Here is a 15,318-nt window from a genome sequence, read left to right on the forward strand (position 1 = left end):
GGCGATGACGGGGCTTGTCCTCCCTCGGACAGGCCAGCAGTCCGTCAGCACGCGTGAGGAGCGGGCATCCGCAGGCCGGACAGCGGTAGGCGTTTGGCATGCCCCGGAAACGCGGGACGCCGCGGATGTTACGTGGGCGACTACGCGAGCACGGTGGGCGGGCGCGGCGGAGCATCCTCCTCGTTCGCGCGCACCAGGTAGCCCAGCACCATCAGCGAAAGCACTTCGTCGAGCACAGCCTCGCGGGACTCTTCGGGGAGGAGGGGGGCTACGTCATCGAGCAGCTCGCTCGTGTGTTTCTCGAAGAAGCTCCGGAGCTCGGGCTCGACGCTGTCGAGCAGGTCGACCACCTCTCGCGGGGTGGAGGTCTTGAGGCGCATCAGGAATGCGCGCGCGCGTGTGACGCGGTCGTGTGGCATGGCGCGGAGGGTACACGAGGGCGGCGGCAACGGCGGTGCCGGGGCGCCTACCCGTTGGGTGCGCGGTCCTGGGCGGCTGGCGCGTAGAATTTCCCCTCGAGTTCCACGACGCCCTTGGCCGCGCTCTTGGGGGCCTGTACCTGCACCCAGCACGCGCTACGCAGCTCCACTTGGGGCACCTCGGCCGTGCCACGACAGGGCGGCCGCGCCTGTCCGGCGAATGGCCCGTCCGGCCGCGCTGAGGGTGCCGCAGCGGAAGACCGGCACCCCGAGTCGGCGCACGACATGACGACGAGTGCCGCAACGGCGGTGACGGCGACGCGCAGCATGGTGTGGCTCCACGGAGAGGAGAGGGTCGCGTGGTTGTCTCCCATCGACGCCAGCGGCAGCCATACCTCTTGAGGAGTACGTCCGTCCGCGTCAGCGCTGCACACCAGGGAAGAGGGGGCCCGCCCCAAACTCCGGCATACGGGATAGGCGCTCGAGCGCCAAGGTGACGAGCCCCAGTGCCTGGAGCCGCGTCAAGCCGCCCACGTCACTCCACGTACCGAGCCCCAGTCCCCCCTTGCCCGGAGGCGCCATGTTCCGACGTGCGGTGAGGCATGCCTCCGTCCAGCCGCGGTAGGAGAGGAGCTGCTGTTCGGTCGGGCCAGCAGGGAAGGGGCTGTCCATCTCCTGCGGCGTGGCGTCGTAGCGGATGCCATCCAGGAGCTTGTCCATGAGGACAACGGCCTTCTCGGAGCGCGCGGCGGTGGGCTCGGGAAACAGCCGGTGCGAGCGCGCGACGAAGTGAAGGGCGGTGCGCAGGTCTGGGTCGCCGGACGCCACGCGGGCGCGAACCATCTCCAGCGCCTTGGTGAGGGTGTGCCTCATCATGACGTGCCGCCATTGTTCTCGGTGCTCGTGGCCCGGGCGGTGAACCAGCACCTCCCCTGTCCATCGCCTGTCACTGTGACGGGGACCTTCCACGGCGCGAGCGGGCCGCCCTCAGCTGGGCATGCTGTCACCCGGTAGTGCAGGGGCCGCCCCTTGAGGTCGTCGCCGGCGGCGGCCATCACCTCGCGGAAGTCGTGGCGGGCTCCGTCCGCGAGGAGGGCGCGGACGCGCGCGGCGGCGGCCAGGAGCACCGACGGCGGGGTGCCGCACGGGGTTGTGACGTCGAGCAGCTCGGCGGGAGGCTCGTCGGGTGGCGTGGGGGACTCGGTGCTCGAGCGCTCGTCGGGCGCCGTGGCAGGACCAGGCTCCCCGAAGAGCCCGAGCTGCTGCACGGGCCCCATGGGAGGTACGGGGGCGTCGTTGGCCGGCAGCTCGCGGCGCGGCGGCTTGACCTGGTGTTGCGGTGGGGCAGGGGGCGGTGGTGGTGGCGCGGGCTCCAGCGTGAGCAGGGGGAGCGCCAGCGGCACGGGATAGACCTCGGGACGCCAGAGACCGTCCTTGGCGAGGCGGACGCGCTCACGGAGCTCGGGGAGCAGCTCCCCGTCAAAGTACGTGAGACGTCCGGCCGGCGAGGCGGGCAGAGGCTCGAAGACAACCACCTCCTCAAGCCACCACGCGATGGTGCCTCGGCAGTACGGCGAGCCCACGGGCGACCACCACGGGTCGCGGCCGAAGCTGCGCGAGTCGTTGCCGATGGTGCTCACCTCGGCGAGCCGTGCCATGGCGACGTACGCCCCGGCGGGCAACACATTGCCGGCAGGCGCCTCCAAGCCGTGTGCCTCGCGGAGCCACAGGACGGCGTCCGAGTCATACTCGGTGGTGGCGTAGATGGCGAGCCAGTGCCCCAGGACGGCCTCCGGCGGGTGGAGGGGGAACCGGCGCGCGGGCACTCCCTGGCGCGCGGGCTCCTGGTCCGTGATGAACAGGCTCCACATGCCGTGGTGGGTGAGCGCCCAGGACCAAGGGCGGGCGAGAGGCATGTGGTAGACGTCGCGGCCCGCGCGCGTGAAGCGGTAGGGCCCCCGGGCGTTGATGGCGTGGACGCTCACCGCATGCGCTCCAGTCGCTCGCGGCGCTCCTGCAGGTACTGCTCAACCTGGCGCTGCTCGTGTTCTCTGTCCTTGAGGCACAGCGCGTACACGTGGACGGCCATGCTGGCGGCGAAGAGAGCCCAGCCGACGAGGCTGGCGACGGTGGACGGGCTCACGGCTTCACCGCCTGCCGCATGGCGGCCAGCGCCCTGCGCGCCGTCCCGACGCTCCCCGCGTCAAGGTGTGCGAGCACCTCGTCAGCCACGGCGTTGACCGCGTTGTGGACGGCGTCGACCAGCGCCCTGGCCGCGAGGTCCGCGTCGACGGTGGACGGCACCTCGCCCTCGGACTCCAGCGGCAGGGCGCGGATGGCTGCGGCCACCTTCGTCGCTGCGTTGGCGTGCTCCGTCATTTTCATCGAGCGGAGGACTCCCCACTGGCGTCCGAGGCGTTCGGACTCCGCCGACGCCCTCTCGCGCATGGCCTCGGCGGCCTTGTGCGCTGCCTGCGCGGTCTCCCTCTTCGCCTCGGCCAGCGCGCGAGCGAGAGCGTTGAAACCTTCACGGTACGTGCCGCCCGAGACGAACTCCCACGTCCCATCCGCCAGCACCCGCACCCCCTCGCCCTCCCACACCACCTCGGGCGCGGTGGGCTCGGCCTTGAGCGCCGGCACCGCAGGCACGGGCGTGGGTGCGCGGGAGCGCGGCTCCAGCCGGACGAAGGACGAGCCCGGAAACGTCTCAACGAGCGTCCCAGCGGGGACCTCTGCGCCGTGCAGCGGGTTCGGAGACCTCTCCGGACCGGCCGGAGGGTTGGGCAGCGCGTCCAGTTGACGCAGCACCTCGCGGCACCCCTCCACACGCCCACGCTCGAACGCCTCTTCACGCTTGTCGCCCGCCCGAGTGTACGCGTCCGCCAGCTGCTCGTAGCGCTGGGCGGTTTCGTGCACCACCGCCTGCACCTCGTCTCGCGTGTACGTGCGGCTCATGACCACCTCCGCACTGGGCAGCGAGTCATGCGGAAGTAGTGCAGTCCGCCACATCTCCAGCACCTCCAGTAGTCGTCACCGATGCGGCTCACTTGCCACCTCCGGCCGGCGCGTCGAGGGTGAGCCCCAGGTCGTCAAAGGCGGCGTGCGTCGGAGGCAACCACTTGCGCAGCACCTCCACCACCCGCGCCTTGTCGAGCGTCTCGACGCCCGTGAGTCCCGCCTTGAACAGCGCCTCGTCATACTGGGCCGCCTGCCGGCGAGCCTCGCTGACGAAGGCGTTGGCCTTGTCCAACTCCTCCTGCCGTTCCTTCCGCGCCTCGGCGCGCCCGGCCGCGTGGCCTTCGTCGCGCGCCACCCGCGCAACCTCCGAGCGCTCGAGCACCCACTCCGTCCACCGCTCTCGGTGCAGGTCGCACGACCCCTCCATGTCGCAGAGGAGACCCACGTCTCCGCAGTCGTCGCAGTGTGCGAGCGAGCCGTGGCACCGCCCCTTCATGGAGCACAACGCCGCCCCTCCCTTCGCACCGTCCTCGACTGCCACGTCCGCCGCCGACCGCACGACCCGCGCCGACTCCATGCAGAGCGACCGTGACAGCCCGTGCTTGCGGAGCGCCTGGTAGACCAACAACTCCAGCGCATCAGGGCTCATCGCCCACCTCCCTTCGCGGCGTCGTAGGCGGCGAGCAGAGCGCTCAGGTCTCTGAGCGTGGCGGCGTGGTGGGCCATGTCGAGTGGGACCAGCCTCTCGTCGGACTCGGCGCTCCACGCGTGCACGGCGCCGCGCACGGCCGGAATCACACAGGCCACCGCCTCCACCAGCGCGGGCTGGGTGGGGGCCGGGAGAGCGCTCCGAGCAGCCTTCGCCTTGGCCTGGAGTCCCTCCCAGCAACAACGGTCGCAATCCTCCTCGTGTTGGCCGGTCTCCCCGTCGTGGCTGTGTTCCAGCGGCGCCGGCATGCTCTCCGCAGAGGTGAGCAGTTCAGACCACGCGTCCCCCTTCTCCGGGACGGGCGGGGGCGGCTCTCGCGTGAAGGTGAACGCGACGGGCGGCTCGCCAGCCTTGAGGCTCCGCAGTCTCTCAGCGAGCGCCGCGTCCTCGGACACCTGCACCGGGGCGGGTTCGGACCGAGGCGGAGCACACCCCGGGCACATGGCGACGCCGCAGGTACTGCACAGGGGCATGTCCGCGACGACCTCGTCCAGTGTGACGCGGTCTTGCGCCGGAGCGGGCGGGGTGGAACTCGCATCCAGCAAATCCAAGCGTGCGAGACAGGCGTTGCACGGTGCGACCGGGTCGCAGCCACAAGCCTGGAGCGTCGCGCGCAGCATGCGCGTGTTGCTCTCCTGCGCCGGGGCGGGCGGGGACTGGGAGGCGAGGGCGGCGTCGTAGGCCGCGATGACATCCCCAAGGTCGAAGTAGTCCTTGACGCTGAACCCCCTGGCCATGTCCCGGCGCCACTGTTCGACCCCACGCGCGAGTGCATCCGTCAGCGCACGCAAGCGGGCCTCGGCGGTCTCGCGCGCCTCGTGCTGGAGCTTCACCGCGTTGCGGTTCAGGATGTTGGCGCCCTTCAGCTCGTCGCGCTCGTGCTCCAGCGTGGCGACGCGCTCAAGGAGCGACTCCTCCGCAGCCTTTCGCTTCTCCACCATGTCGATGAGGAGGTCCTGGATTCGCTCGCGGTCTTTCTCCAGTCCCTCCACGCGGTCGTGTTGCATCTCCCCCTCCTGCTGGGCGGCGCCGCGCTCGGCGACGACTTTCTCAGCCAGGGCCACAGGCGTCTCGCTGCCCTCGTCCCCGAGAGCCTTCGTCACCTCTCGCAGCTTCACGCCCAGCACCGCGCCCAACCTTCGCGAGGCGTCGCGCTCGGACTCGGCCTTGGCGAGCTCATCCTCGGAGTTGTTGCCCCGCGCCACCGCGCCCTCCACGAGGACGAGCAGCGAGTCCTTGTCCATGAGCGGCCGGCCCAGGTAACCAGCCAGCGCGGCTCGGGCCTTGCCCACCTCGGCCTTTAGCTCCGGCACCTTGGTCGCCGCCTCGTAGTCCTGGTCACACGTCACCGCGGATGGGGCGGTGGGGGCAGGACTGGCCAACACCTCAAGCTGGTCCTGGAGGGCTGTTAGGTCGGCGGCAGCAGCGCCTGGGGCGTGGGGGTCGAAAACCCTCACACCGTCAACGAGGATGGACTCGTCCAACTCATGCAGGACGAAGCTCCGCAGCACTTCACGCAGCGAGGCCAGCAGTGCCGGCCGGTTCAGTCCGCCGTACGCCACCCGCTTCGTGAAACTGGCGCGCCGAGTGTCCCCGGACTCTCGCTCAGCGAAGGCCGCGCTCACACGGACGTAGACGTGGTCTCCGTCGTCGTGTTGCAGCTCCACCTGGAAGTCCAGCAGCGAGAAGGGCGGCCCGAACTTGAATGCCTCCACAGCTTTTCGCATCTCGGCCTGCGTCACGTTTCACCTCGGGCACAGCAGAGAGGAGCGCGGGTGGCCCGTACTGCACCGCCCGCGCGTGAGTCAGAGGGCTACGGGAGGACCGGGACGGCTTCCTTCGCGAGGATGGCGACGGCGATGGCGACAGCGAGCGCAATCTGGCCGGCGCTCACCGAGGAGCCGTCATCCGCGAGCTGCTCGGCTCGCGACTCGTACTTCTTGGTGATGCTCTTCGCCTGGGACGTGCCCTCGGTGTTCCTCTTGATGAACAGCTTGACGAGCTCCTCCCCGCGGTTCACGGAGGCCCCGGGGGGCGGCCGGCAGAACTGCTCCTCGAGCGCGCGGTAGTGAGCTACGGCATCGGGAAGCCCCTTGATGTCATCCGGGCTCAGCCCCTTGGGCGGGTTCAACATCATGTCCTGCGCGAACCCAGCGCCGAGTTTCGCCATGGCGCACTGGATGTCCTCCATCGCCAGCGGTGACGACATGTCCACACGGTTCCGGAAGGCGCTGGTCAGCGTCGACAGCAGGCGCTTGGAGTTCGAGAAGATGACCTCCGAGTAGACGCGCTTCAGCCCCGGGATGTTGCTGGTCTGGGTGAGTGGCGGGTGAGCGGCGAGCGCAACGGGCGCCCAGGCGAACAACATCAACAGCGCAATGGCTTTCTTCATGGCGTGCTCCATGTTTTTGGATTGATTTGATTCAGCGGGTGGCACGGGCGACTCGTGCTGCTGCGCCCGCACGTGAATCAGGGGACGTCAGTCCTTCTTGGCTGCCTTCGCCTTCTCGCGCTCAGCGGCGATTTCTCGCGCCGCCTCCGAGCAGGCTCCGACGGCGCCACTCCCGGCCTTGCAGGGCGCCTCGCAGAGCGGCGTGCAGACGGACTCATCGCCGTGCACCTCGAGGTCATCGAGGCAGTCGTTGCAGGACGCGTGACTCCTGTCGTACTGCGTCCGGAGCGAGTTGCACTTCCGTTGGGCGGGCGTGCCGCAGCCAGCCACCAGCATCGCCACGACCACCAGGCAGAGGGCCCTCACAGCGAGCACTCCACGCCCTTGCACTCCTTGGGGAGAAACAGTCGTGGGTCGAGCACCGGCACCGACGTAGAGCCTGCCTGTAGCGCCGTGCCGGCGCGGGCCGGGAGGGACTTCACCACCTCCTCGATGGCACCAACGAGACGCGAGAGGCTGCCGAGCAAGTCATCGTCGCGCACGAGCTCGGCGCGGGAGTGGCGCGACTTGGCCAACTCCTCCATGTACCGGCGCCCGAGGTTGGGCTGCCGGTCCCCGTAGTCGTCCGTCGGGTCTTGGCATTCCTTCTTCGCGCGCTCGGCCGTCTTCGCCACTGCGTTGGCGGTCCACGACGGAGGCGTGCGTCCCTGGGCGACGGCACGCGCCTTGAGCACAACTTCCGTCTCGCGAGCGAACTCGGACACCTTGGTCCAGAGCACGCAGAGCGCCCCCTGCCTGTCGAGCGGCTTGCCGACTTTCTTTTGGATCTCCTCGTTGGCACCGAGCAGTTCGGTGTAGCGGGCGGCACCGTCGCGCCACTCGACGTAGAAGGCTTTCGCCTCGGATGGCACACCGCTCGCCGTCGGCGTCGTCGGCAGCATCGTGAAGTAGTTGAGGTCAGCAGCGGTTGCCGGTGCGGCGAGCAGCGCAAGGAACAGCAGACACAGCAATCTCATGTTCGGTACTCCAGGCGTACGAGGGGAGTGCCCGCTGTCCGAGACATTCGGACCGGGCCGGTGTGCGTGCGTGGTGAGGTGTTGCGGTGCGGCGGTGCTACGACTGCAAGAGGCGCGGTGACCGGCCGGAAGGGGGAACCGACCGGTCACCGCATGGCGCGACTTCGCGCCGTGAAAGGCCTGCCGGGCCCAATGCCCAGCAGGTGTGGCTGGCGCGCGTGCTGATCGGCCGCCTCGGGAGCCGAGCTTTCACTCGACTTCTTGGGGTTCACCCGCGCTGGCCACGTAGAGGCCCCGCCCGGAGGGGCACGGGGTGCGCGCGGAGTCCCGGGCCGAGGACTCGACGCGTGCTCGTGTCAGCCGTCCTCGCCCGGCTGGCGAGGTTGCTGCTGGCTTTCGCGGAAGGCGAACTCGGCTTCGAGCACCTGGAGGTTCTCTCGCATGGCCTTCGCCCATCGGGCGCGAGGCTGCTCGGCCAGCTTCTCGTTGGCGAGGTTGATGGCGTCCGTCACCTCCTCGTCCGACAGCTCGCCGACGAGCTTCCCCTTGCAGGGGCCGAAGGCGACGAGGGCGGCAGAGTTCCTCGGGGTGGGCGGAACACTCTGGGGCACCCGAGCCGTCGTCGCAGGGGAAGGGGCCCTGGAGGAAGCCACGGACACGTTCGCCTTCGCGGTGGTGCCAGCGGCGGCCAGCTCCGCAGCCTCGCGCGTGGCCGTCTTCTCCGGGAGAAGGGCAGGGCTGGTTGACGGGCGCGAGGGCTCTTCGACGACCACAGTAGAGGTTGGGGGCGGCTCCTCAGCCGGGGAGAACTCGTCCGCAGGGAGCTCCTCACGCACGTACAGGCTGCCGAAGGCTTCCGGGTACGCCTTGCGCAGGGCCGCCACCCGGGCGCACTTCTCGATCATCGTCATGGGAATCTTGGCCCACAGCGGCGTCTGCTGGACGTAGCCGCTGAAGTCCAGCCACACCACGACGGGCAACTTCCCGTCGCGCACCACCCGGGCCCACGCGCCCACCAACGCGCCCTTGCGCTTGGCGGGGTTGAAGCGGTGCACCACCTGGCCCTGGCCCTGGTCCAGGGTGATGTCGTCCTCGGCGAACACCGCACTGGCCTGGATGCCCCTGAAGTCCGGGAAGCGCTCCGCGCGGGCGAGCATCCCGGCCTCGGAGGGCTGGAACTCGTGCTTCGTCACCCAGTTGGGGCGCTCCCGGTTCCCGACGTTCTGCCTCCGGGCGACGCAGAAGGCTTCCTTGAGCAGCGGGTCCAACCCGCTGCGCTTGCACTGCTCCATGAAGAGAATGAACTCGTCTTCGCTGATTCCACGAGGGCAGATGGTTCGCCGCACCAGCGCTCGACGCTCCTCGTTCCAACCGCCCCCGACACTCAGCTCGCTGCTTCCGTCCGCCATGCTGCACTCCTCACTCGTAGCGCTCGCCCGCGTCCTGCTCGGCGCGGCGAATCAGCTCGCGCTCCACCGCGGTGGTGTCGTCCACCGCGTCTGTCCATTCGTGGTCCCGCCACCGATGCGGGCCCGTGTGTCCGTCCTCGCGCTCGCAGAGCACCCAGCTCTTCTCGGGGTGCTCCGTGTGCGCGTGGCATCCGTACTGATTTGATAGGTTCAATCACAAGCAGACTACTTGCTGGGTCTGACGTTCAGCGCCCGTTCGCGTTCGCGTTCTCGACGCCCTCGCGCCAGTGGTTGGTGCGCGCCCACCACAGCTCGACACCGAGTGCCGCGTAGAGGGCGCTCGACGCCACGGCCAGGTCGTTGAGGGACTTCCTCGCGGCCGTCACGCGGCGCTGTAGCTCGCGCCACCTCGACTGGGTGGCGTCGGTGCCGTTGGGCACGAGCTCGCGCAGCTCGTCCTCCGCCACGCGCAGCGCCTCTCGCTCCGCGGCTTCGCGCTCGGGGAGCTGCTCTGCCTCCTCGATGCACGCCGCGATGACGTCCACCTCTCCGGGACGCCACCACTTCCTGAGCGTCCGGAGTCGCGCGCAGCAGTCCGCCAGCTCGCCCACGCAGCTCATGGGCTCACCATGTTGATGCGCGTGCAGTAGCACTCGCACTCGGCATCGGCGCAGCGGTTGTGTCCGGCGCCCTTGAACCGGCCGTGCGCGTACCTCCCGCACCTGTCGCAGAGGAGGGGCGCTTCGTCCTCAATCTCCTCGCTGGTGTCGGCCCGCTCGGCCACCTCGACGGCGACGTCCCACGCGGGGTGGTGCTCGTCGAGCGTTGCCTCGCCGCCGGCCTGGGCCGCGTCCCACGCCTCCACCAACGACGTGAGGTTCACCTCGCCGGAAGCGTCGCGGTGCTCTACGAGGTGCATCAGCATCCACCTGCGGATGCTCGAGCGTGAGTGGACGTCCGGGCCGCGCTCGGTGTGAATGAGGGTAGGGGAGTCCATCACGCGCCGCCCTTCATCAGCGGGTAGCGGTTCCGCCACCATCGGCGCCAGAGTGGGTAGGCGAGGCGCCACGCGAAGCCGACAGCACCCACCCAGCCGAACGCGTACGCCAGCAGGCCCAGCGACATCCAGGGCTGACGTCGACGGAGCAGTGCAGCTCGCGGCGTGCACTCCACTTGGACGGGCTCACGCCCCTCCGCCTCGGCCCGCTCACTTTCCCGAGCGGCGATGCTGTCCAGCTCCGCCCCGTAGACGGCGTCGAGCAGCGACACCGCCAGCATCACGACCGCGAGCCACCCAACCGTCACCGGGCTCAGCCCCAGGGCTGCGAAGATGCCCGTGGGGGGAAGGGGCAGCCCGAGCGTGTCCCGGTGCTCCCCCCAGACCGCGCCCAGCAGCGCGGACACGTAGAGCCCGCGCTCGACGTGCCACGTCTTCAGCCTGGGGGCGCTGCGGAGAGCGTCTGCCACCGCGTGCGTCGCGCGCCGGAGCCAGGGCCCCGGGTCCTCTCGATGCTCGACCACACGACAAAGCTCCGCCATCAGGCTCATGTCGAGCCTCCATTCAGCTCAGAAGTGATTGAGGGGTTGCCGGGATGCGCCCGGCGGGGACTACTTCAGTGAGGAGCGAGGGACGAAGACCCACGCGCTGACGAAGGCGCCGTCCTCCCCGATGGACACCTTCGGCGCGCTGTCGAACTCGATCTCGGTGCTCCCGTACATCTCGCGAGCCGCCGCGACGATGGCGTCGTCCTCGCCGTCTCCCTCCGTCGCATCCTCCTCCTGGTGCAGGGCTGCGAGCTGCAACTGCTCGTAGAGCCCCTCGGGCCAGGACTCGGGAGTCCCGTGGTGCTCCATGGACGCGAGAAGCGTCCGGAGGGACTCCCTTGGCTCCGGAGGCGCCTCCTTCCCTCCGTCGTTCGTCGTGTCGTTCGCCATTGCTGCCCCTTCAGTTGCCGCGCTGTGCGGCGATAAGTCTGTGGTGGAAGGGCCCGCCCCGAAGGGCGGGCTGCGATGAGAGGAGGGCCCAGGCTCATCACCTGGGGCCGAGAGCCGCTACGCCTTCGCGGGCTCGGGCTCGTCCAACCCCGGTCGGCCCGCCGCGCGCTCGGTCGCGTCCGCCAGGTCCCCGAGCGCCGTCGCCTCAGCGTTGGAGGCGTCGTACTCCGCCTCCGTCCCGCCGAACGCCTCAAGGTGGTCCAGCCTCGCCAGCACGTCCTTAACCCTCTTCCTCAGCTCCGCCGTCGTCACAGCTCTGTCCGTCGTCATGTGCTCCCCCTTGGAGGTGCTGCGCTTCCCGACGTCCTCGCTGGCCACCCAGCTCGCGCCCGCCCTGCACCGCTCCCCCTCCCGGGGGCCCCGTCCGTCCGTCGTGAGAATCATCATGTGATATCACTCACAGGATTGCAAGTGGGTTCGTCGAGAGGTATGGTTGGTCCTGCTAAACCATGATTCGGCTTGAGGGTTCGGGCCGGCACCGACTAAGGAGGGGGACATGGCCGCACGTGCGGTGGCCGTACGGAGGGGTATGCGGATGGAGGAGTTCAAAACTCGGGACCCGTTGGACGAGACGTTCCAGCGTCCAGTGCGCCTCCCGCTGCGCCTTTGGGCGAAGGTTGATGTGCTGGCGAAGCGGGCGGCGGCGGCGGGGAAGGTGTCGCCGCACACGAATCGACCGGTGTCCGCCAACGACATCGTCCGGTCGTTCGTCGAACACTCCCTGTCGGCCCACGAACTGACGGAGGGGGAGATCCGGGTTGCTCCGCCGCCCGCCGCCAAGAAGAAGCCCGCCGCGAAGAAGGGCAGGGGTACGTGAGCCCCGGACGAGGCGTCTACGCTCTCGGGCCGCGCCTCCGGCACCTCTTTGGGCTCGGCCGCGTCTACCTGACGCGCAACGAGGGCTTGGGTCTCCCTGCCCTCATGGAAGTACCCACCGGCGCGTGCCCTGAGCGCGTCCCCAGCGGAGCGGTGCAGGCCCTTGTTACGGCCTACCCGGGGCCGGACGCGATGTTGACCGTGGAGCAGCGAGCGGGGCGACCCGAGCACTTGGCGTCTGTCCTCGACCTCGGCGCCTCGCTGGCCGAGGGGGCGCTCACGGAGCCCCATGCGCGGGCTCACCTCGCTACCGGCAAGGTGCTGTACTCGCGGCCCATGCCTCCCCCTGTCGCCACGCCCGTCAAGCCGTCGCGCGTGCCAGCCTGGGCCACGGGACTTGCCGCAGCTGGCGTCCTCGTGGCGCTGCTGGCCCCGTGGACCGCCGGCCACATCTATGTAGAGCCGCTAGCCCCCATGTCGACGCCGAGCCCGCTGGTGGCGCGACTACCGCAGGGAGACACAGCGACGCTGCTGCTGACGGACTTGGTCCGATTCAGCTCAAGCAAGGAGTCGATGACCATCGGTCGCGTGCGCCTCCCGGACAAGCCGTTGCCGGGCCAGGACACGCCTCCGTGCCCGGAGGGCTACGTGGGCATCAACGGCGGGTGCTGGGCAAAGCTCGATGCACGGGTTCCCAACTGCCCGAAGGGGAGCGCCGAGTACAAGGACGGGTGCTACCTGCCCATCAAGGGGGACAAGCCGGTCCCCATGTCCATCGACCAGCGCATCCGGGGGCGGCGATGAACTGGCGCAACTGGCGGGAGCACCTCGGACTGCCGTTGTACGTCGGCACCCTCGCCATTCTCCCGCTCGTCATCGCCGGCACCCGCAGCGAGTGGCACGTCTGGACGACGTCGCCGCTCGAGCGCTGCCTGAAGCGGGAGACGCCCCGCGAGTTCGCCGACGAGGACAAGGCAGCCCTCGATGCCCTCCGGACGAAGTACCGCGCCGAGAGTGAGGCCGACGAAGAAAGGCGCGAAGACGAGCGCCGGCTGATTGAGCCGCGAGACGCGCAAGCGCTTCAGGCGTCCATCCAGTCCAGCGTCACACGCACCATCAAAAGGGCCGTCATCGTGTCGGAGATTCGGACAAGGGAATGGCAGGCGTTGTGCCACGAGGCTGCAGCGAGGGCGGGACGGTGACGCCAGTTGCAGCACGGCACCGGCGCCCTGTGCGTCGGCGCGTCACCCTCACGGCGGCACGTCGGGACGTCTCCGCGTGCTGCCACCTCGCGGTGCGCGTCGCCCGTGATTGCGCGCACGCGACGGAGTGCGACGTCCACGGTGAGTAACATGCCGCTCATCGTGACGAGGAGGAGCAGACGGGCTTGACAGCGCCGCCGCACCCGGCGCATCTTGTCCGAGTACACTTCGCTGGGAGTAACGGGTAGCCAGCGACGACACCCACAAGTTCAAGAGCGGCACTCGGCCGGGAAACCGCGTCCGAGCACTGCTCCGGCACCGGACGGTGCTCTACCCGTCATCGTCCGCGTGCTGTCTTTTTCGAGGTGGTACGTGTACGTCCGCCAGGGTCAGAGCGATGGGATGATGCTGGATGTATCGGCGTCTCGATTCGCGTCTGGTGTCTCGGTTGACGGACTGACGCGGCGCCCAATCCAAGACACCTGGGAAGTCATGCGGGACGCCGAAATCTCGGACACCCCGAGGAACGTCGCCGGCGTCAAGCCAAATGCACAACCCCGATTGATTGCTGGGTTGGTGGCTGGTATTAGCTCTTGTACGTGGTTGCCACGAGGCTCGTCTGAAACACAGACGTTGGCCGGGGGTGAGCAGCGGGCGACCACATCTCAGGACAGGCGGCCCCCTGTCCTTGCGTCGGCACAAATACTGCTTGGACGTGCAGTGGCGAGGGTGACGTGATGGTTGGCTGTGATGACGACGGTCGGGCTGGCAGCAAGGGCGGTGCGTCGCTCGTGGTGGTCCCGGAGGCGGGGCTCTGGCGCGCTGCCGATGTCGCGCGATTCCTGAATGTGAGTGAAGACTGGGTGTGGAAGCAGATCCGACGCCGGTCGGGGTTCCCGTTCATAGAGCTCGGTCCTCGCAACTATCGATTCGACCCTGACGCCGTTCGGGCGTGGGTCGCTGGGCGGCAGCGTGGGAGTGAGCGATGAAGCCTGGAGCGTTCTTTCGGCCGAACAAGGCTGGTGAGGCCGTCCTCGCAGCGGGGAAACGACTCTATCGTCGCGCTCCTGACTTCGGCACGTGGCACGTCCGGTACAAGGACTCGGCTGGTGCCATCAGGCGGGAGGCGTGCAGCGCGGAACTGGAAGAGGCAGCGACCCGCTACGCGATGGAACTCCACATCAAGTCGGAGCGTCGCCGGAAGGGGTTGGAGCCTGCGGAGTTCGACATCATCCCGTGCACCAAGCTGCACGCGATGTACCTCGAAGCGCACGCTCACCTCTCCAGCCAGGCGCCGATGCGCAGCCAGGTGAAGATCTGGTTTGATGCCCACTTCAAGAGCAAGCCCACGAGCGATGTGACTCCGGCGGATTGTGAAGCGCTGCTGGTCAAGGCGCGTGCCGCGGGGCAGGCCGAGTCGACCGTCCGCCAGCTCCACATCCGAGGCAGGCTCATTTGGAAGTACGGCGTCAACCGGCTGCGGTGTGCCCGCGAGAACCCGTGGAACGCTGTGCCACGCCCTACGGTTGCTGCGGCCGATGTGGTGGTGTTGTCCCGCGTCCAGGTCGAAGCTCTGCTCGAGGCTGCCGGCCCGTATCGCCTACTCCTGATTCTTGCGGTGCTCACTGGCGGGCGGCGGGGTGAGTTCGGCGGCCTTCTGTGGACTGATTTTCGCTTGGATGAGGGGCCGCACGGAACCATCCACTTCCGGCGCAGCTGGGAGCGGCAGACGACGAAGGGAGCCAAGGTGCGCGTGGTGCCGCTGCATCCAGTGCTTGTGCCGGAGATTGAAAGGGCCCGCGCCACGGCGACCTCGGCGCTCGTGTTCCCGTCGCCCCTGGAACGTAAGAAGGGGGGCATGCGGAGCAAGTCGTGGAAGACGGCGAACCTCCTTCGGCGCATCGCGAAGAGGGCTGGCGTGGTGCTGCCGGAGGGGACGACGTTCCACACCCTCCGGAAGACATTCATCACCCACCTGTTGCGAGACAGCGGTGGAGATATCGCGACAGCGCAACAACTTGCGGGGCACTCAACCCCTGCCGTCACCGCGACCTACTACGTGGGCCGCGACGTCGACTACCAAGCCAGCCGAGTCAATGCACTCCAGTTGGTGGCACGTACTCCAGTTGAGCACGCCGTGAACACGCGACAAATTCCGGCCGTCCTGGCCGGCCAGGAGACCCAAGTGAATACCAATGCTTACGCGTCAGAACTGCCTCGCCGCAGCCCCAGGGCCTTCATCTTCTTGTAGAAGTGGCCCCGCTCCAGGTCCAGGAGCCGGGCGGCCTCCGTGACGTTGTCGTGGGTATGGGCCAGCACGTGGAGGATGATCTCCCGCTCGGCGTCCTCCACCTGCTCGCGGAAGGTCTTGTCCGCGCGGGGCCGGAAGCCCACCACGGGGG

At 68.9% G+C, this 15,318-nt stretch carries 23 protein-coding genes; 5 read left to right on the plus strand and 18 right to left on the minus strand.

The window, feature by feature from the left end:
• Positions 1-140: 140 nt before the first annotated feature.
• The 17 genes from FL311_RS16600 to FL311_RS16680 all read right to left on the minus strand — a co-directional run bounded on the left by FL311_RS16600 (position 141) and on the right by FL311_RS16680 (position 11,168).
• Positions 141-380 carry a hypothetical protein gene (locus FL311_RS16600; protein ID WP_153882690.1) on the minus strand — a complete coding sequence of 80 codons (240 nt, stop codon included), beginning with the start codon at positions 378-380 and terminating at the stop codon, positions 141-143.
• 459 nt (positions 381-839) lie between these two features.
• Positions 840-1,295, minus strand: coding sequence for a hypothetical protein (locus tag FL311_RS16605; protein ID WP_141326111.1), 456 nt, complete (start codon positions 1,293-1,295; stop codon positions 840-842).
• Positions 1,292-2,404, minus strand: a complete 1,113-nt coding sequence (locus FL311_RS16610) for a hypothetical protein (RefSeq protein WP_194869230.1) — start codon at positions 2,402-2,404, stop codon at positions 1,292-1,294. The genes FL311_RS16605 and FL311_RS16610 overlap by 4 nt, the downstream gene beginning before the upstream one ends.
• Complete coding sequence (locus FL311_RS16615; RefSeq protein WP_153882691.1) at positions 2,401-2,562, minus strand: hypothetical protein; 162 nt, start codon at positions 2,560-2,562, stop codon at positions 2,401-2,403. Before FL311_RS16615 ends, FL311_RS16610 begins: the two co-directional genes overlap by 4 nt.
• On the minus strand, positions 2,559-3,374 hold the full coding sequence (locus FL311_RS16620) for a hypothetical protein (protein ID WP_141326112.1): 816 nt from the start codon (positions 3,372-3,374) through the stop codon (positions 2,559-2,561). The genes FL311_RS16615 and FL311_RS16620 overlap by 4 nt, the downstream gene beginning before the upstream one ends.
• An 88-nt stretch (positions 3,375-3,462) precedes the next feature.
• Entirely contained in the window at positions 3,463-4,026 is a 564-nt protein-coding gene (locus FL311_RS16625) for a hypothetical protein (RefSeq protein ID WP_141326113.1), read from the minus strand.
• Positions 4,023-5,813, minus strand: coding sequence for a hypothetical protein (locus tag FL311_RS16630; protein WP_141326114.1), 1,791 nt, complete (start codon positions 5,811-5,813; stop codon positions 4,023-4,025). The genes FL311_RS16625 and FL311_RS16630 overlap by 4 nt, the downstream gene beginning before the upstream one ends.
• A gap of 86 nt (positions 5,814-5,899) precedes the next feature.
• A complete protein-coding gene (locus tag FL311_RS16635) occupies positions 5,900-6,478 on the minus strand; it encodes a hypothetical protein (protein WP_141326115.1) in 579 nt (192 codons plus the stop codon).
• Positions 6,479-6,565: 87 nt separating this feature from the next.
• Entirely contained in the window at positions 6,566-6,844 is a 279-nt protein-coding gene (locus tag FL311_RS16640) for a hypothetical protein (protein WP_141326116.1), read from the minus strand.
• On the minus strand, positions 6,841-7,494 hold the full coding sequence (locus FL311_RS16645; protein ID WP_141326117.1) for a hypothetical protein: 654 nt from the start codon (positions 7,492-7,494) through the stop codon (positions 6,841-6,843). Before FL311_RS16645 ends, FL311_RS16640 begins: the two co-directional genes overlap by 4 nt.
• 356 nt (positions 7,495-7,850) lie before the next feature.
• Complete coding sequence (bet, locus tag FL311_RS16650; RefSeq protein ID WP_141326118.1) at positions 7,851-8,903, minus strand: phage recombination protein Bet; 1,053 nt, start codon at positions 8,901-8,903, stop codon at positions 7,851-7,853.
• 10 nt (positions 8,904-8,913) lie between these two features.
• Complete coding sequence (locus FL311_RS16655; protein WP_141326119.1) at positions 8,914-9,117, minus strand: hypothetical protein; 204 nt, start codon at positions 9,115-9,117, stop codon at positions 8,914-8,916.
• A gap of 31 nt (positions 9,118-9,148) precedes the next feature.
• Entirely contained in the window at positions 9,149-9,523 is a 375-nt protein-coding gene (locus tag FL311_RS16660) for a hypothetical protein (RefSeq protein ID WP_141326120.1), read from the minus strand.
• Entirely contained in the window at positions 9,520-9,822 is a 303-nt protein-coding gene (locus tag FL311_RS16665) for a hypothetical protein (protein WP_141326121.1), read from the minus strand. Before FL311_RS16665 ends, FL311_RS16660 begins: the two co-directional genes overlap by 4 nt.
• A 77-nt stretch (positions 9,823-9,899) precedes the next feature.
• The gene (locus FL311_RS16670; protein ID WP_141326122.1) at positions 9,900-10,370 is read right to left on the minus strand and encodes a hypothetical protein; all 471 of its coding nucleotides are present in this window, start codon (positions 10,368-10,370) and stop codon (positions 9,900-9,902) included.
• Between the two features lie 141 nt (positions 10,371-10,511).
• Complete coding sequence (locus FL311_RS16675; RefSeq protein WP_141326123.1) at positions 10,512-10,838, minus strand: hypothetical protein; 327 nt, start codon at positions 10,836-10,838, stop codon at positions 10,512-10,514.
• Positions 10,839-10,955: 117 nt separating this feature from the next.
• Positions 10,956-11,168 (minus strand): hypothetical protein, encoded by a 213-nt coding sequence (locus FL311_RS16680; protein WP_141326124.1) that lies wholly within the window; start codon positions 11,166-11,168, stop codon positions 10,956-10,958.
• 226 nt (positions 11,169-11,394) lie between these two features.
• On the opposite strand from FL311_RS16680, the gene FL311_RS16685 reads away from it, so the two are divergent.
• The 5 genes from FL311_RS16685 to FL311_RS16700 all read left to right on the plus strand — a co-directional run bounded on the left by FL311_RS16685 (position 11,395) and on the right by FL311_RS16700 (position 15,167).
• On the plus strand, positions 11,395-11,715 hold the full coding sequence (locus FL311_RS16685; RefSeq protein ID WP_141326125.1) for a hypothetical protein: 321 nt from the start codon (positions 11,395-11,397) through the stop codon (positions 11,713-11,715).
• A 473-nt stretch (positions 11,716-12,188) separates the two neighbouring features.
• Positions 12,189-12,518, plus strand: coding sequence for a hypothetical protein (locus FL311_RS16690; RefSeq protein ID WP_141326126.1), 330 nt, complete (start codon positions 12,189-12,191; stop codon positions 12,516-12,518).
• Positions 12,515-12,916 (plus strand): hypothetical protein, encoded by a 402-nt coding sequence (locus tag FL311_RS16695; protein ID WP_141326127.1) that lies wholly within the window; start codon positions 12,515-12,517, stop codon positions 12,914-12,916. The genes FL311_RS16690 and FL311_RS16695 overlap by 4 nt, the downstream gene beginning before the upstream one ends.
• Positions 12,917-13,653: 737 nt before the next feature.
• On the plus strand, positions 13,654-13,905 hold the full coding sequence (locus tag FL311_RS46290) for a helix-turn-helix domain-containing protein (RefSeq protein ID WP_141326130.1): 252 nt from the start codon (positions 13,654-13,656) through the stop codon (positions 13,903-13,905).
• Complete coding sequence (locus FL311_RS16700; protein WP_141326128.1) at positions 13,902-15,167, plus strand: site-specific integrase; 1,266 nt, start codon at positions 13,902-13,904, stop codon at positions 15,165-15,167. The genes FL311_RS46290 and FL311_RS16700 overlap by 4 nt, the downstream gene beginning before the upstream one ends.
• Here FL311_RS16700 and FL311_RS16705 read toward each other — a convergent pair.
• Positions 15,116-15,318 (minus strand): helix-turn-helix domain-containing protein (locus tag FL311_RS16705; RefSeq protein WP_305036153.1); only part of this gene is annotated, 203 nt, incomplete at its 5' end. The genes FL311_RS16700 and FL311_RS16705 overlap by 52 nt on opposite strands.

This window comes from Myxococcus sp. AB025B (assembly GCF_006518215.1).
Taxonomy (GTDB): Bacteria; Myxococcota; Myxococcia; order Myxococcales; family Myxococcaceae; genus Myxococcus; species Myxococcus fulvus.

Excerpts from the sequence above, each read along its gene's own strand:
- FL311_RS16600 (WP_153882690.1), bottom strand. The coding sequence starts at position 380 with ATGCGCCTCAAGACCTCCACCCCGCGAGAGGTGGTCGACCTGCTCGAC.
- FL311_RS16605 (WP_141326111.1), bottom strand. The coding sequence starts at position 1,295 with ATGATGAGGCACACCCTCACCAAGGCGCTGGAGATGGTTCGCGCCCGC.
- FL311_RS16620 (WP_141326112.1), bottom strand. The coding sequence starts at position 3,374 with ATGAGCCGCACGTACACGCGAGACGAGGTGCAGGCGGTGGTGCACGAA.
- FL311_RS16625 (WP_141326113.1), bottom strand. The coding sequence starts at position 4,026 with ATGAGCCCTGATGCGCTGGAGTTGTTGGTCTACCAGGCGCTCCGCAAG.
- FL311_RS16630 (WP_141326114.1), bottom strand. The coding sequence starts at position 5,813 with ATGCGAAAAGCTGTGGAGGCATTCAAGTTCGGGCCGCCCTTCTCGCTG.
- FL311_RS16635 (WP_141326115.1), bottom strand. The coding sequence starts at position 6,478 with ATGAAGAAAGCCATTGCGCTGTTGATGTTGTTCGCCTGGGCGCCCGTT.
- FL311_RS16645 (WP_141326117.1), bottom strand. The coding sequence starts at position 7,494 with ATGAGATTGCTGTGTCTGCTGTTCCTTGCGCTGCTCGCCGCACCGGCA.
- bet (WP_141326118.1), bottom strand. The coding sequence starts at position 8,903 with ATGGCGGACGGAAGCAGCGAGCTGAGTGTCGGGGGCGGTTGGAACGAG.
- FL311_RS16660 (WP_141326120.1), bottom strand. The coding sequence starts at position 9,523 with ATGAGCTGCGTGGGCGAGCTGGCGGACTGCTGCGCGCGACTCCGGACG.
- FL311_RS16665 (WP_141326121.1), bottom strand. The coding sequence starts at position 9,822 with ATGCACCTCGTAGAGCACCGCGACGCTTCCGGCGAGGTGAACCTCACG.
- FL311_RS16675 (WP_141326123.1), bottom strand. The coding sequence starts at position 10,838 with ATGGCGAACGACACGACGAACGACGGAGGGAAGGAGGCGCCTCCGGAG.
- FL311_RS16680 (WP_141326124.1), bottom strand. The coding sequence starts at position 11,168 with ATGACGACGGACAGAGCTGTGACGACGGCGGAGCTGAGGAAGAGGGTT.
- FL311_RS16685 (WP_141326125.1), top strand. The coding sequence starts at position 11,395 with ATGGCCGCACGTGCGGTGGCCGTACGGAGGGGTATGCGGATGGAGGAG.
- FL311_RS16690 (WP_141326126.1), top strand. The coding sequence starts at position 12,189 with ATGTCGACGCCGAGCCCGCTGGTGGCGCGACTACCGCAGGGAGACACA.
- FL311_RS16695 (WP_141326127.1), top strand. The coding sequence starts at position 12,515 with ATGAACTGGCGCAACTGGCGGGAGCACCTCGGACTGCCGTTGTACGTC.
- FL311_RS46290 (WP_141326130.1), top strand. The coding sequence starts at position 13,654 with ATGGTTGGCTGTGATGACGACGGTCGGGCTGGCAGCAAGGGCGGTGCG.
- FL311_RS16700 (WP_141326128.1), top strand. The coding sequence starts at position 13,902 with ATGAAGCCTGGAGCGTTCTTTCGGCCGAACAAGGCTGGTGAGGCCGTC.